Raw genomic sequence first — 14,533 nt, 5'->3', positions numbered from 1 at the left:
CAATCGGTCAGCGGTGCGTGCTCGCACCAATCCCCGCGATTGTTCCACAGCCCCAACGTTGCGCGAGAGCCAGGACCTGCAAGCGTAGGGTGGCCAGCGTGAGTCCTTCGTCGTTGACGATGACGGCGTCGGCACAGGCGCGGCGTTGCGCGCGGCGGGCCTGCTGGCGGATCACCGCCTCGGCCGCCTCGCGCGTCCAGCCGGGGCGCTGCATCACGCGAGCGAGTTGCGTCTGCTCGGCGCAGTCGACGATGAGCACGCGCTCGACGCGCTGGCGCCAGCGCAGGCCGGCTTCGACCAGCAGGGGCACGTCGAATACGATGGCCGATGTTGTTGCCGCCGCGGCTTGTGCCTGCGTCTCGGCGCTGATCATCGGGTGCAGGATTGCTTCGAGTCGCTGTTTCGCGCCGGCGTCCGCGAAGACCAGGGCGCGCATTGCGTCGCGGTCCAACGCGCCGTCCGCGCGGATCAGCTGCGGGCCGAATTCGGCCGCAATGGCCGGGAGGGCCGCACCGCCGGTGGCGGTCAGTCCGCGCGAGATCGCATCGGTGTCGATGACGGTGGCACCGGCTTCGCGCCAGAAACCGGCGACGGTGCTCTTGCCGCTGCCGATGCCGCCCGACAGACCGATCCGCATCCGCATCCGCATCCGCGGTCTACCAGCCGAGCCAGCCCAGCACCATCGGCTGGCCGGCGAACAGCACCACGACGCCCCCGCCTGCCAGGAAGGGCCCGAAGGGCACGTAGCGGCCCTCGCGCAGGCTGCTGCTGAACTTCATCGCGATGCCCACGACGGCACCGATCACCGAGGCCATCAGCACGATCGGCAGCACCATCTGCCAGCCCAGCCAGGCGCCCAGCGCCGCCAGCAGCTTGAAGTCGCCGTAGCCCATGCCTTCCTTGCCGGTGGCGAGCTTGAACAGCCAGTACACCGACCACAGCGACAAGTAACCAGCCAGTGCGCCGATCAGCGAGGCGGCCAGCGGCACGCCGCTCCAGCCCAGCAGCGAAGCGAGCAGGCCGGCCCACAGTAGCGGCTGGTTCAGCGAATCTGGCAGCAGCGTCGTGTCCCAGTCGATGCCGGCCAGCGCGATCAGCGCGGCGACGAAGCCGCACCAGAGCAGCGTCGTCGGCTGCGCTCCGAAGCGCCAGGACAGCGCGGCGAACGCGATGCCTGTGGCCAGCTCGACGAGCGGGTAGCGCTTGGAGATCGGCTTCTTGCAGGACGCGCACTTGCCGCCCAGCCGCAGCCAGCCGATCACCGGCAGGTTCTCCCCGGCACCCAGCTGATGGCCGCAGTTCGGGCAGCGCGAGCGGGGCAGGGCGATGCCCAGCTTGGGCAGCTTCTCGATCCGCTGGGACAGTGCCGTGGCTGTGAGCGCCAGCTTGTCGGCCTCCCCCCTCGGCATCTGCGTGGCCTCGGCCAGTTCCTCGGCATCGGCCAGCTGCGCAGCCGCATCGCCGAGCCACTCACGCTGCATCATCAGCGGCAGCCGGTGGATCACCACGTTCAGGAAACTGCCGACGCACAGGCCCAGCACGCCGAGCGCCCAGGGGCTCAGCAACCATTGATATTCAGCGGACATGCAGGATCAGACGACTTGGCCGAGTTTGAAGATAGGCAGGTACATCGACACGACGATGCCGCCGATGATGGTGCCCAGGATCACGATGATGAAAGGCTCCATCAGGCTGGACAACGCCTTCACCGCCTCGTCCACCTCGTCCTCGAAGAACTCGGCGGCTTTGCCGAGCATGTGGTCCAGCGAGCCGGACTCCTCGCCGATCGAGGCCATCTGCAGCACCATCGTCGGGAAGACGCCGGTGGACTGCATCGAGGTCGTCAGCGCGGAGCCGGTCGACACGTCGCGCTGGATCTTCTCGGTGGCCTCGACGAAGACGGCATTGCCCGAGGCGCCGCCGACGGAATCGAGCGCTTCCACCAGCGGCACGCCCGCGGCGAACATCGTCGCCAGGGTGCGCGTCCAGCGCGCGACGGCGGACTTGTAGAGCAGGTCGCCGAAGATGGGGATCTTCAACAGCAGCCGGTCCATCGTCTTCTGCATCTTCTCGGAGCGCTTCCAGCTCTCCAGGAAGAAGTAGATGCCGCCGCCGATCACGCCGAAGATCAGCCACCAGTAGGAGACGAAGAACTCCGACATCGCGATCACCATCAGCGTCGGCGCTGGCAGGTCGGCGCCGAAGGACTTGAAGACGTCCTTGAAGGCCGGCACGACGAAGATCATGATCACCGCGACGACGACGAAGGCGACCACCATCACGGCCACCGGGTAGGTCAGCGCCGACTTGATCTTGTTCTTCAGCGCAACCGTCTTTTCCTGGTAGATCGCCAGGCGGTCCAGCAGTTGCTCCAGGATACCGCCGGCCTCGCCAGCCTCGACCAGGTTGCAGTAGAGCGCGTCGAAGTACAGCGGGTGCTTGCGGAACGCGGACGAGAGGCTCGTACCGGTCTCGACGTCCTGGCGGATGTCGTTGAGCAGGCGGGTGAGCTTCGGGTTCGGGCTCCCGCGGGCGACGATGTCGAAGGACTGCAGCAGCGGCACGCCGGCGCGCATCATCGTCGCGAGCTGGCGGGTGAACACGGCCAGGTCCTTGGGCTTGATCGACTTGCCGCCGCTGGTGCGACGCTTCTTGACCTTGCTGACCAGGATGCCCTGGCGGCGCATCGTGGCGCTGACCATGGCCTCGCCACCGGCCCGCAGCTCGCCCCGCACGATCTTGCCGTTGCGGTCCTTGCCTTCCCACTCGTAGACAAAGTCCTTCACGTTCTTGGCCAGAGCGCCAGTCGCCATTCAGATCTCCCCGATCGATCGATCAATCATTCGTTCAGTCGACATTGGTCGCCGAAAGCACTTCCTCGAGCGTCGTCACGCCGACCCGCACCTTCACCAGCCCGAACTGCCGCAGGTCGCGCACGCCATCGGCCCGGGCCTGGGCGGCGATGTCGATTGCCGTGCCCTCGGACAGGATGAGGCGCTGGATCGACTCGGTGACCGGCATCACCTGGTACACGCCGACACGGCCGCGATAGCCGTTATTGCAGTTGTTGCAGCCGACGGCGCGGTAGGGCTTCCAGCTGCCGTCCAGCTCTTCCTCGACGAAGCCGGCACGCAGCAGTGCCTCGCGCGGGTAGTCGGCCGGCTGCTTGCAGTTCTCGCACAGCCGCCGTACCAGCCGCTGCGCGGTGATCAGGATCACGCTGGACGCGATGTTGAACGGCGCCACACCCATGTTCAGCAGGCGGGTCAGCGTCTTCGGCGCGTCGTTCGTATGCAAGGTGGACATCACCATGTGGCCGGTCTGCGCCGCCTTGATCGCGATGTCGGCCGTCTCCAGGTCGCGGATCTCGCCGACCATGATGATGTCGGGATCCTGGCGCAGGAAGGACTTCAGCGCAGCCGCGAAGTTCATGCCCGCCCGGTCGTTGACGTTGACCTGGTTGATGCCCGGCAGGTTGATTTCCGCGGGATCCTCGACGGTCGAGATGTTGACGCCCGGCTGGTTCAGGATGTTCAGGCAGGTGTATAGCGACACGGTCTTGCCGGAGCCGGTCGGGCCGGTGACGAGCACCATGCCGTAGGGCCGGGCGATCGCGTGCATCAGCCGTTCCTTCTCGATCTTCTCGTAGCCCAGCGCTTCGATGCCGAGCTTGGCCGAGGACGAGTCCAGGATACGGATCACGATCTTCTCGCCGAACAGCGTTGGCAGCGTGGAGACGCGGAAGTCGATGCTCTTGGAGCCGAACTTCAGCTTCATCCGCCCGTCCTGCGGCACGCGGCGCTCGGCGATGTCCAGCCGCGAGATCACCTTGATCCGCGAGCTGAGCTTGTCCTTGATCGCCACCGGCGGCTGGGTGATCTCGCGCAGTTCGCCGTCGACGCGGAAGCGCACGCGGTAGTGGAACTCGTAGGGCTCGAAGTGCAGGTCGGACGCGCGCATATTGATCGCGTCGACCAGCATCTTCTGGAGGAAGCGCACCACCGGCGCGTCCTCGACGTCCGCGATGTCCTGCGCTTCCTGCTGCGTCTGCGCCGTGTCCTCGGCGATGTCGAAATCGAAGTCCTCGCCGGCCATCGATTCCAGCGTCTCGGTGGCGCTGGTGCCGCTGCCCTGCAGGAACTTGGAGAGCTTGTCGTGCTCGACGATCACCCACTCGGGCGACAGCTGCGTGGCGAACTTGATCCGCTCGACGACCTCCTGGTCGGTCGGATCCGCGCCGCCGATGAAGAGGCGGCTGCCGCGCCTGCCGAGCACGACGATCTGGTACTGCTGCGCCAGCTTGCTGTCGATGATGTTCTGCGGCATGCGCTGCGGATCCATCGCGCCCAGGTCCAGCAGCGGCAGCGACAGCGCGGTGGACAGCGTGTGCGCCAGGTCGACCGGCGAGACCGCGCTGGCGGCGATCACCGCATTGACGAAACTGACCTTCTTTTCGCGCGCCTGCTTGACCAGGTCTTCGGCGGCGCGAGACTGCAGCTTGCCGGCGGCCACCAACATGCGCGCGACCCCGGAAAGGGCAGACTGGGGCGGCTCGGCGAGGGTGGTTTCCACGATGGTGCTGCTGTTCCTGTTGGTCCGACGGCGCCCGGCAATTGCGCGCCGCCGTAGTTGTCTCGCACTGTAAACCGGAAGGGCGGATCCGATGTGTTTGGAGGTTACGCGCTCCGTGCAAAGATGACTTGTTAGCATCGCGCTCTTCCTAAGGTTTTCCCTATGCGCATCCTGCTGGTCGAGGACGACCCCCTGCTTTCGGCCGGCCTGCGCGACGCGCTGGGCCAGGCCGGCTACGAGATGGACCACCTCGCCGCCGCCGAGCCGGCGCCCGACGCGCTGGCCCACGGCATGCACGACCTGGCCATCGTCGACCTGGGCCTGCCCGGCATGGACGGCCTGACCTTGGTGCGCCGCCTGCGTGCTGCCGGCAACAAGCTGCCCATCCTCGTCCTCACCGCGCGTGACGGCCTGTCCGACCGCGTCAGCGGCCTGAACGACGGCGCCGACGACTACATGATCAAGCCCTTCCTGCTGCCCGAACTGCTGGCGCGCGTGCAGGCGCTGATCCGGCGCAGCCAGTCGGTCGCCAGCTCGCTGCTTGCCGTGGGCCCGCTGAAGCTGGACCTGTCCACGCACGAAGCCTGGCTGGCCGGCGAGCCGCTACCACTGACCGGCCGCGAATGGGATCTGCTGCAGGCGCTGGCGCTGGCCGCACCCAAGGTCGTCGCCAAGCGCCGCCTCGCCGATTCGCTGAGCCGCTGGGACAAGGAGGTGACCGACAACGCGGTCGAGATCTACGTCTCGCGGCTGCGCGCCAAGCTGGGCGATGGCGGCCTCGTCATCCGCACGGTGCGCGGCATCGGCTACCGCATCGACGCATGAAGATGGCGACGAAGAAGACCCGGCGCCCCACGCTGCGCGGGCGGCTGCTGCGCACGGTCGGCTGGCCGCTGGTGGCGGTGCTGCTGGCGAGCTCGTTCTACGACTACTACAGTGCGCTCGACCGGGCCACGGACAGCCAGGACCTGGCGCTGGAGCGCATCTGCATCGCACTGGCCACGCGGATGGACATGGATGCCGACGATGACGGCCTGGTGCCCCACCTGGACCGCACGATGGCCGCGATGCAGCTCACCGACGGCCGCGACCGGCTGCACTTCCTGATCCTTGGCGAAGGCAGCTCGGTGATTGCCGGCGACCCGGCGCTGGCGCAGCTCGTGGATCCTGCGGCCGACCGGGCGGAGCGGAGCACCTTTGCCGACCACGGCCATGACCGCGAGACCCTGCGCGTGGCCACCTTTCCGCACCAGTCGCCGCGGGGGCCGCTGACCGTGGTCGTCGCCGAGACGACCCGCCGCCGCGATGCGCAGGCGCGCGTCGTGCTTATCGACACGGTGACGCCGGACCTCGCCCTCGTCGTGCTTGCGCTGGGCCTCGTCTATCTCGGCGTGCGCTGGGGCATGCGGCCGCTGGACCGGCTGCGCGGCGTCGTCGCGGCACGCGCGCCCGACGACCTGAGCCCGCTGGCCGACGACGGCCTGGCCGGCGAACTGCTGCCGCTGGTGCGCTCGATCAATGCCCTGGTGGCTAATCTGCGCGCCTCGGCCGAGTCGCAGCAGGCTTTCCTGTCAGTCGCCGCCCACCAGCTGCGCACGCCGCTGGCCGGCATGCAGACGCAGATCGAGCTGGCGCGCAAGGAGGCCGAGCCGCAGCAGCGGGCGCGGCTGGATGCGCTGCACGAAGCGATGCAGCGCATCGGCCGCTCGACCAGCCAGATGCTGGCGCTGGCGCGCTCCGGCCCGCAGGCGATTCAGGCCGAGACCTTCGCCACCGTCGACCTGCAACAGCTGCTGGAGGAGTCGGCATCGAGCTGGCTGGATTTCGCGCTGGCCTCGCAGGTGGACCTGGGCTACGACGCGCAGCCGGTGCTGGTGCACGGCTCGGTCTGGATGCTGCGCGAGCTTCTCGGCAACCTGATCCACAACGCGATCCGCCACAGCCCGCCGCAGGGGCGGGTGACGGTGCGCTGCTCGACGCTGGCCGACGGCGCTAGCGCGCTGGAGGTCGAGGACGAGGGGCCGGGCATCCCGCCGGCCGAGCGCGACAAGGTCTTCGAGCGCTTCTATCAGGCGCCCGGTGCCGCGCAGGGCGGCAGCGGCCTTGGCCTCGCGGTTGTGCAGGAGGTGGCGCTGCGGCATCACGCCACTGTCACATTGAGCGACGCGGCCCGGCCCACCGACGACGGGCTGCCCGGCCTGCGGGTGAGCGTGCGTTTTCCGGTCGCGGTGGGGGCGAGCCCGTCAGGCGTTTGAAGGATTCGCCCGCCCACACTGGCGTGGACGTTTGCTTTCCCGCGTTCCTGCCATGACCGATGTACCCGCCGTGGCTGCCCTTGCCACCGAAGGTGTCCTGCCTGCCCCCACCACCGCCTGGCGCCGGCGCGGGCCTGGCGCTTCCTACACCACCGCCACGCCGCTGGATCTCGGCGTGATGCCGGCGGGCCGCACGCCGCGGCCACGCTTGCCGACGCTGTCCTGCGTCGTGCCTTGCCGCAATGAGGTCGCCAACCTCGCGCTGCTGCTGCCGCAACTGACGGCGCAGCTGGCCGAGTGCAGCAGCGGCTGGGAGATCGTCCTCGTGGACGACGGCAGCACCGATGCCAGCGCCGCGCTGTTCGACGAATGGTCGACCCGCCCCGGCATCGTCGTGCTGCGCCTGTCGCGCAACTTCGGCAAGGAGGCGGCGTTGACCGCCGGCCTGGAAGCCAGTGGCGGCGAGGTCGTCGTGATGATGGACGCCGACCTGCAGCACCCGCCCGCGCTGATCCCGAGCTTCGTCCGCTACTGGCTGGCCGGCGCCGACGTCGCCTATGCCGTGCGCGCGAACCGCCAGGACGAGAGCGCCTTCAAGCAGTGGGGCTCGCGCTGGTTCTACCGGCTGCTGAACCTGGGCGACCGCTTCGAGGTGCCGCCGGATGCCGGCGACTTCCGGCTGATCGATCGCGCCGTCGTGCAGTCGTTGCTGGCGCTGCCCGAGCGCAACCGCTTCATGAAGGGCCTGTACGCCTGGGTCGGCTTCGATGCCGTGGCCGTGCCTTATCTGCCGGCCGAGCGCGCGCACGGCGCCAGCAGCTACCGGCCGCTGCGCCTGGTCGGCCTGGCGCTCGACGGGCTCACGGCCTTCACCACCTGGCCGCTGCGCGCGGTCAGCGCGGTGGGCGGCTTGCTGGCGCTGTGCGCCTTCCTCTACGGCGCCTATTTGACGCTGGTGTACCTGCTGTACGGCCACGTCGTCAGCGGCTGGACGACGATCGTTGTCGGCCTGATGCTGTTCTCAGGCATCCAACTCGTGTCGATCGGCGTGCTGGGCGAATACATCGGCCGCATCTTCGAGGAGGTGAAGGCACGACCGCTCTACATCGTCAAGAAGCTGATGGGACGCGGTTTGACATGAAAGCTCGGGATCTATTGATCGCCGCCACGGCCCTGTTGCTTTGGCTCGCCGCGACGGCCGGCCTGCGCCTGCTGGCCTTGCCCGATGAGGGACGCTACGTCGGCGTGGCCTGGGAGATGCTGCGAAGCGGCGATTGGTTGACGCCGACCCTGGACGGCATGCCCTTCTTCCACAAGCCGCCGCTGTTCTACTGGATCACGGCCGGTGCGATGGAGTTGCTGGGCCTGCATGCCTTTGCGGGGCGGGCGGCCTCGCTGCTGGGCGCCACACTGGGCGGCTTCGCGCTCTATGCCTTCGTGCGCCGCTGGTGCGACGAGCGGCTCGCGCGCCGCGCCGCCGTCTTGCTGGCCGTGCAGCCGCTGTTCTACATCGGCGCGCAGTTCGCGAATCTGGACATGCTGGTGGCCGGCTGCATCACCGCCACGACCCTGCTGCTGGCTGACGCGGCGCTGCGCATCGAGCGGGCGCTGCCCGCGCGCCGCAGCCTGCTCGCGGCTTATGCCGCAGCCGCGCTGGGCGTGCTGGCGAAGGGCTTGATCGGCTTCGTGCTGCCGGGTGCGGTGATCGTGCTGTGGTTGCTGATCGGTGGGCGCTGGCGCACGCTGCTGCGCCTGCTCTCGCCGCTCGGGCTGCTCGTGTTCCTCGCCATTGCGGCGCCCTGGTTCGTGGCGATGCAGCAGCGCTTCCCCGATTTCCTGCACTACTTCTTCGTCGTCCAGCACTTCCAGCGCTTCGCCGAGGGCGGCTTCAACAATGTGCAGCCTGTGTGGTTCTATCCGGCCGTGCTGGCGCTGGCGAGCCTGCCGGCGCTGCCGGGATTCGTTGCGCTCTTGCGGCGGCCTGACGTGCTGCGCGACGACGTGCGGATGCTAATGTTCGTCTGGTTCGGCGTGATCGTCGTCTTTTTCTCCTTGCCGCAATCGAAGCTGGTCGGTTATGTGCTGCCGGCCGTGGCGCCGCTGGCCTTGCTGATGGCCGAGGGTTTCGATGCGCTGTCGCAGCGCTGGTGGCGCGCGGGTGTTGGCTTGTCGGCGCTGGTCAGCGTGGGCCTGGTCGTCGGGCTCGCGGTGCATCCGCTGAAGAACTCGCGCGATCTGGCGGCTGTGCTGAACGCCCATGCGCGGGACGGCGAGCCGCTGATCATGCTGAAGCAGTACGCCTACGACCTGCCGTTCTACGCGCGGCTGCGGGCGCCGGTGGCGGTGGTCGACGACTGGTCTTCACCCCAAGTGCAGGCCAGCGACAACTGGCGCAAGGAGCTGGCCGATGCGAGCCGTTTCGAGCCGGCGGCCAGCGCGCGGCTGCTCGAAGCCGCGGACCTGGGCTCGGCCCTGTGTAGCGCACCGGTCAGCTTCGTCCTGGGCGAGGCCGCGCAGCGCGAACGCTGGCCGCAGCTCGCCGCTGCCGAGCCGCTGGCCACTGTGCGCGGCACGACGCTGTGGCGTCTCGAATCTAAGGCCCTGGACTGCGCAGGAACGCCCAGCGCCGGCTCAGCCAGTAGGTGAGGCTGGCCACGCCGACCAGCACGCACGCGAGGATCCATTGATAGCCCGCCCCCTGTCCGAGACCGAGCAACAAGGCATAGACCGCCTCGTTGACGGCGAAGCCGCCGGCCGACAGCGCGAAGAAGCGCAGCATCGTGCGCAGCAGCGGCGCGCCGTGGGCGCGGAAGGTCAGCCGGTGATGGCCCCCGAACGAGACCAGGAAGGCCGTCAGCCAGCCGGCGACATTGGCCGCCAGCGGCCGCCAGCCACCATGCTCGACCAGCAACACGACGACGCTCCAATGCACCGCCGCCGCGGCGCAGCCGACGAGCAGGAACCAGCCGATGCGGCCCATCGGACGACAGAGGCGGTGGGTGTGGTGGAGATGCGGCATGGTGGCGGGCGCGAGCATAGCTTCTGCATCTGCGTGGACGACTACGGCCTGCACCCTGGCATCAACGAGGCCGTGCTGCGCCTGGCCGAGCAGGGCGTGATCGACGCGACCGGCTGCATGGTCGGCGCGCCGCACTGGCGCGAGGGCGCGGCGCGGCTGCGCGAGTCGCGGCTGGCTATCGATGTCGGCCTGCATCTGGATTTCACCGAGCACCCGTTCGACGCTGACCTGCGGCGAGGCGTCGGCCCACTGATCGTGAGCAGCTACCTTGGCCTGCTCGATGTGGCTGCCGTGCGGCGCGAGGTCCGTGCGCAGCTCGATGCCTTCGAGGCGGTGATGGGTCGCCTGCCGGACTTCGTGGATGGCCACCAGCATGTGCACCAACTGCCGGTGATCCGCGAGGCGCTGCTGGACGAACTGGCCTATCGCTATCGCGAGGCGAAGCCGCTCCTGCGCTCGACGCGGCCGCCGCCGGGTGCGGGCTTCAAGGCGCGCCTAATCGGCAGTCTCGGCGCCGCACGGCTCTCTGCGCTGGCGCGCGAGGCTGGCCACCCGCAGAACGGCCGCCTGCTGGGCGTCTACGATTTCCGCGGCGGGCCGATGCGCTATGCGGCCTTGCTGCGCGGCTGGCTGGCCGCCGCGCGGCCGGGCGACCTGCTGATGTGCCACCCCAGCGCGCGCATCGACGCCGACGATCCGCTGTCCGGCGCGCGGCGCGCCGAGTACGCGGTGCTCTGCGCCTTTCCGTTCAAACGATCCTGACTGCGTCCTCGAAGGACAGCCGCGGGCCGCGCGGGCGGTTGCCGCTCGGGTCGCCCCAGCCGATGTTGACGAGGAAGTTGGAGCGCCACTGGCCGTCGGGGAAGAAGGCCGCGTCGAGCTTGGACGCGTCGAAGCCGCCCATCGGCCCGCAATCGAGACCCAGCGCGCGTGCCGCGAGGATCAGGTAGGCGCCCTGCAAGGTGCTGCCGCGCAGCGCGTTCTGTAGTGCGCCCTGCGGATCGGCCTCGAAGCGCGCACCGGCGCCGGGTGCCGCGGGGAACTGCGTGGCGAGCTGATCGTAGAAACGGCTGTCGTAGGCCACGATCGCGGTCACCGGCGCGGCCATGGTCTTGTCCACATTGCCGGCCGACAGCGTCGGCTTCAGCTTCTCCTTGGCCTCGGCGCTCTGCACAAACACGACGCGCGCCGGCTGGCTGTTCATCGCCGTCGGGCCCCATTTCCAGAGCTCGTGCAACTGGCGCAGCGTGGCCTCGTCGACCGGGCGATCACTGAACTTGTTGAAGGTGCGGGCGGTGCGGAAGAGCTGGTCGAGCGCTTGGGGGGAGAGGGCTTCGGCGGTCATGCGGCAGGCGAGATGTTGAAAGGGTCTAATGCTGCCATGAACGCTTCAAACCCGTTGCCCATCGTCGGCATCCAGCCGCTCGGCTTCCCCTGGCCGACGCTCGATCCCTTCCTGTTCTGCGTCTATCACGACGACGCTTATCCGGCCGGCAACGGCGCCTTCGGCCCGCAAGCCTCGCTGGCGGGCCGGCAGATCGGCCAGGACTTCGCCGGCAAGGACGGCTGGCGCATGTACCACGGCAAGACGGTGCCGGGCTTCCCGGCGCACCCGCACCGGGGCTTCGAGACGGTGACCGTCGTGCGCAAGGGCCGCATCGATCACGCCGACTCGATGGGCGCCACGGCGCGCTACGGCGATGGCGATACGCAGTGGCTCACGACCGGCAGCGGCATCGTCCACGCCGAGATGTTCCCGCTGCTCGACGAGCAGGCACCGAATCCGCTGGAGCTGTTCCAGATCTGGCTGAACCTTCCGGCCCGCAGCAAGATGGCGGCGCCGCATTTCACGATGTTCTGGGCCGAGCAGATCCCGCGCCACCTGGACAGCGGCGTCGAGATCGCCTGCATCGCCGGCCGCATCGGCGACGCCACGCAAGGCCTGACCCCACCGCCGGACTCCTGGGCATCGCAGGCCGAGGCAGATCTGGCGATCTGGACGCTGAAGCTGCAGCCCGGTGCGGCATGGACGTTGCCGGCGGCCGCCGGCGGCAACTCGACGCGCCGCCAGCTCTACTTCTTCAAGGGCAAGGGTCTGCAGCTCGCCGGCCAGGTGATCGGCAGCCACGTGGCGATCGAGCTGCGCGGCGACGCGGCGGTGCCGCTCGTCAATGGAGGCAGTGACGTCATCGAGCTGCTGATGCTGCAGGGCCGCCCGATCGGCGAGCCGGTCGCGCAGTACGGCCCCTTCGTGATGAACACCGAACAGGAACTGCGCCAGACCTTCGACGACTATCGCCGCACCGGCTTCGGCGGCTGGCCTTGGCCCGATGAAGCGCCCGTGCACGGTGCGGATCCCGAGCGCTTTGCGCGGCACGCGGATGGGCGGGTGGAGCGGGCCGGCAAGCGGGCGTAGTGCTCAAGCTGGGGCGTAGCGAGACTACTGGCTACCCCCCGAGAACGCGGGGCAACCAGCATTTCCCCGGGGATGCAAAGGCCGTGGTGGCCGGCAGAGTGGGTCGGCTTTTCCCACTTGTTCCATGAGGAGTCGTCCATGTCCGCAGTCCCGTTTGCGCGCTATCCCGCTGCCTTGATCGCGGCCTCGCTCGGCCTCGCCGGTCTCGTTGCTTCGGGCGCGGCCCAGGCCAACGTGGTCTACACGCAACTGCCGACCGCACTGACGACCAGCCCCAACAGCGGTGGCGGTTGCTGCGACGGCACGGGCGTCTGGTTCAACCCATTGACGGGTTACGCCGAGGAGCGTGGCTATTTCTTCCCGGACAACCTCTACGAAGACGGCAAGTTCTTCCTGCTGACCGACACCTCCAGCGGCAGCGCCGAGGCAGAGGTCTATGTGCAGGGCCTGTTCTCGCGGGGCAACGGCGTGATCTACCAGTCGGCGTCCAACCTGAATCCGGCGCTGTTCGGCGTGGGTCAATCGATCGGCCCCGCCAGCGGCTACCAGAGCCCGGGCGCCGGCTATCCGGACCTCGGCCCGAGCTTCGGCAACTGGGACGTGGGTCGCGGCTTCCTCGGCCTCACGCTGCGCAACCCGGCCGGCGCCTCGAGCAGCGACATCTACTACGGCTTTGCCGACATCACGGTCAATGCCGACTACACGATCACGCTGAACGCATTCGCCTTCGAGAACACACCGGGCCAGGCGATCATGACCAGCTTTGCCGCCCCGGTTCCCGAGGCCTCGCCAGCCGCGATGCTGGCCGCCGGTCTGCTGGTGTTGGGCGCCGTAGCGACACGCCATCGCACGAACCCTGCGGTGAAGATCAGCTAGAAATGACAAAGGCCGCGTTTCCGCGGCCTCTGCAAGTCCTTGGCATCCAAGGTAATTCTGGTCGGGGTGAGAGGATTCGAACCTCCGGCCTCTACGTCCCGAACGTAGCGCTCTACCAGGCTAAGCTACACCCCGATGTGTGTCTTTCAATCCAGATTGCGGCCTGGTCTTGATGCACTCTGCTCCGTCAAATCAAGAAGTCTTTTAGAAAGATCTCTCAACCGACTGAGCCGCAAATTCTAGCAGAGATTTTTTCCACTTGGAAGCAGGAAGTTGAATCAGGCAGTCCTGCGCCGCTTGTGCTTCGATGCGTGCGGCCTCGCGGGTGGCTTCCAGGGCGCCGGTGCTGCGAACGATTGTGACGATGTCGGCAAGCTTCTCCTGCTCGCCATGTTCGATGGCATGGCGGATCAGCGCGCGTTGCTCTTGCGTGCCGCGTTCCATCGAGATCAGCAGCGGCAAGGTGGCCTTGCCTTCGCGCAGGTCGTCGCCGATGTTCTTGCCCAAGGTCTGCGTGTCGCTCTCGTAGTCGAGCACGTCGTCGATCAGCTGGAAGGCCGTGCCCAGGTGGCGGCCGTAGGCGGCGCAGGCTTCCTCGAGTTCGGGGCCGGCATCGGCGAGCACTGCACCCAGCCGCGCACTCGCTTCGAACAGCTTGGCGGTCTTGTAGCGGATCACGCGCAGATAGCTGTCGACGTTGATGTCCGGGTCGTGCATGTTCATCAGCTGCAGGACCTCGCCCTCGGCGATCACGTTCGTCGCGTCGGCCAGGACTTCGAGCACCCGCATGCGGTTCACCGACACCATCATCTGGAAGGCGCGCGAATACAGGAAATCGCCGACCAGCACGCTGGCCGCGTTGCCGAACAAGGCATTGGCGGTCTGCTTGCCGCGGCGCAGCTCCGATTCGTCGACGACGTCGTCGTGCAGCAGGGTCGCCGTGTGGATGAACTCGACGGTGGCGGCCAATTCGAAGCGGTTCGCATCGTCACAGCCCAGTGCGTTGGCGAACAGCAGCACGAGCTTGGGCCGCATCCGCTTGCCGCCAGCGTGGACGATGTAGGCGGAGATCTGGTTGATCAGCGCGACGTCGGACGACAAGCGGCGCGCGATGACCGCGTCGACATCGCGCATCTGCGCGTTCAGTTCGGCGAGGGCCTCGGCGACGGGATCGGAAGACGACGGTGATGAGGAAGCAGGCGACGCGACGGGCACACTCGGCTCTCTTTGCGGGGCGAAACGCTGATTATAGGAACACGCGGTTACCGCTCCCCGGCCGACCGAGGGCGCCGCCTCGCAAAGCGCCCGCCGAGGTGCCGTGGCCGTCGTTCATGGCGGCGCTTGGTGTTTTCCCGCCCACCGTGCTAGACTCGCGGGCTCTGCGCTTTTGGGTGC

At 68.1% G+C, this 14,533-nt stretch carries 14 protein-coding genes and 1 tRNA gene; 7 read left to right on the top strand and 8 right to left on the bottom strand.

All coding sequences use genetic code 11. From position 1 onward, the window contains the following. Positions 1–7: 7 nt before the first annotated feature. Genes coaE through pilB form a run of 4 tightly spaced genes read right to left on the bottom strand, consistent with a single transcriptional unit; the run spans position 8 to position 4,518 of the window. Positions 8–643 (bottom strand): dephospho-CoA kinase, encoded by a 636-nt coding sequence (gene coaE / locus SNE35_RS07360; RefSeq protein WP_320422210.1) that lies wholly within the window; start codon positions 641–643, stop codon positions 8–10. 13 nt (positions 644–656) lie between these two features. Next, positions 657–1,586, bottom strand: a complete 930-nt coding sequence (locus tag SNE35_RS07355; RefSeq protein WP_320422209.1) for a prepilin peptidase — start codon at positions 1,584–1,586, stop codon at positions 657–659. A gap of 6 nt (positions 1,587–1,592) precedes the next feature. Then, the gene (locus tag SNE35_RS07350; RefSeq protein ID WP_320422208.1) at positions 1,593–2,813 is read right to left on the bottom strand and encodes a type II secretion system F family protein; all 1,221 of its coding nucleotides are present in this window, start codon (positions 2,811–2,813) and stop codon (positions 1,593–1,595) included. A 34-nt stretch (positions 2,814–2,847) separates the two neighbouring features. Next, on the bottom strand, positions 2,848–4,518 hold the full coding sequence (gene pilB, locus SNE35_RS07345) for a type IV-A pilus assembly ATPase PilB (protein ID WP_320422380.1): 1,671 nt from the start codon (positions 4,516–4,518) through the stop codon (positions 2,848–2,850). 216 nt (positions 4,519–4,734) lie between these two features. Between pilB and SNE35_RS07340 the strand changes: the two genes are divergently transcribed. From SNE35_RS07340 to SNE35_RS07325, 4 genes are all read left to right on the top strand, one after another. Continuing rightward, complete coding sequence (locus tag SNE35_RS07340) at positions 4,735–5,397, top strand: response regulator (protein WP_320422207.1); 663 nt, start codon at positions 4,735–4,737, stop codon at positions 5,395–5,397. Then, positions 5,394–6,827: a sensor histidine kinase gene (locus tag SNE35_RS07335; protein WP_320422206.1), complete on the top strand. Its 1,434-nt coding sequence runs from the start codon at positions 5,394–5,396 to the stop codon at positions 6,825–6,827. Before SNE35_RS07340 ends, SNE35_RS07335 begins: the two co-directional genes overlap by 4 nt. A 178-nt stretch (positions 6,828–7,005) precedes the next feature. Beyond that, entirely contained in the window at positions 7,006–7,968 is a 963-nt protein-coding gene (locus SNE35_RS07330) for a glycosyltransferase family 2 protein (RefSeq protein ID WP_320422379.1), read from the top strand. After that, positions 7,965–9,473 (top strand): ArnT family glycosyltransferase, encoded by a 1,509-nt coding sequence (locus SNE35_RS07325; protein ID WP_320422205.1) that lies wholly within the window; start codon positions 7,965–7,967, stop codon positions 9,471–9,473. The genes SNE35_RS07330 and SNE35_RS07325 overlap by 4 nt, the downstream gene beginning before the upstream one ends. Here SNE35_RS07325 and SNE35_RS07320 read toward each other — a convergent pair. Further along, entirely contained in the window at positions 9,421–9,846 is a 426-nt protein-coding gene (locus SNE35_RS07320) for a GtrA family protein (RefSeq protein ID WP_320422204.1), read from the bottom strand. The two genes, SNE35_RS07325 and SNE35_RS07320, sit on opposite strands and share 53 nt — an antisense overlap. Between SNE35_RS07320 and SNE35_RS07315 the strand changes: the two genes are divergently transcribed. After that, positions 9,838–10,608: a ChbG/HpnK family deacetylase gene (locus tag SNE35_RS07315; RefSeq protein ID WP_320422378.1), complete on the top strand. Its 771-nt coding sequence runs from the start codon at positions 9,838–9,840 to the stop codon at positions 10,606–10,608. The two genes, SNE35_RS07320 and SNE35_RS07315, sit on opposite strands and share 9 nt — an antisense overlap. Here SNE35_RS07315 and SNE35_RS07310 read toward each other — a convergent pair. Continuing rightward, positions 10,595–11,191: a malonic semialdehyde reductase gene (locus SNE35_RS07310; RefSeq protein ID WP_320422203.1), complete on the bottom strand. Its 597-nt coding sequence runs from the start codon at positions 11,189–11,191 to the stop codon at positions 10,595–10,597. The two genes, SNE35_RS07315 and SNE35_RS07310, sit on opposite strands and share 14 nt — an antisense overlap. Positions 11,192–11,227: 36 nt before the next feature. Between SNE35_RS07310 and SNE35_RS07305 the strand changes: the two genes are divergently transcribed. Together SNE35_RS07305 and SNE35_RS07300 are read left to right on the top strand one after the other, a co-directional pair. Next, on the top strand, positions 11,228–12,262 hold the full coding sequence (locus SNE35_RS07305) for a pirin family protein (protein ID WP_320422202.1): 1,035 nt from the start codon (positions 11,228–11,230) through the stop codon (positions 12,260–12,262). Positions 12,263–12,400: 138 nt separating this feature from the next. Continuing rightward, positions 12,401–13,138 (top strand): hypothetical protein, encoded by a 738-nt coding sequence (locus SNE35_RS07300; RefSeq protein ID WP_320422201.1) that lies wholly within the window; start codon positions 12,401–12,403, stop codon positions 13,136–13,138. A gap of 58 nt (positions 13,139–13,196) precedes the next feature. On the opposite strand, the gene SNE35_RS07295 is transcribed toward SNE35_RS07300, so the two are convergent. Beyond that, positions 13,197–13,273, bottom strand: a tRNA-Pro gene (locus tag SNE35_RS07295). Positions 13,274–13,342: 69 nt separating this feature from the next. Further along, positions 13,343–14,272: a polyprenyl synthetase family protein gene (locus SNE35_RS07290; RefSeq protein WP_320422377.1), complete on the bottom strand. Its 930-nt coding sequence runs from the start codon at positions 14,270–14,272 to the stop codon at positions 13,343–13,345. Positions 14,273–14,533: the final 261 nt, after the last annotated feature.

The organism is Roseateles agri (assembly GCF_034043675.1).
Taxonomy (GTDB): Bacteria; Pseudomonadota; Gammaproteobacteria; order Burkholderiales; family Burkholderiaceae_C; genus KK5.
This window is presented reverse-complemented; position numbering and strand designations above follow the sequence as displayed.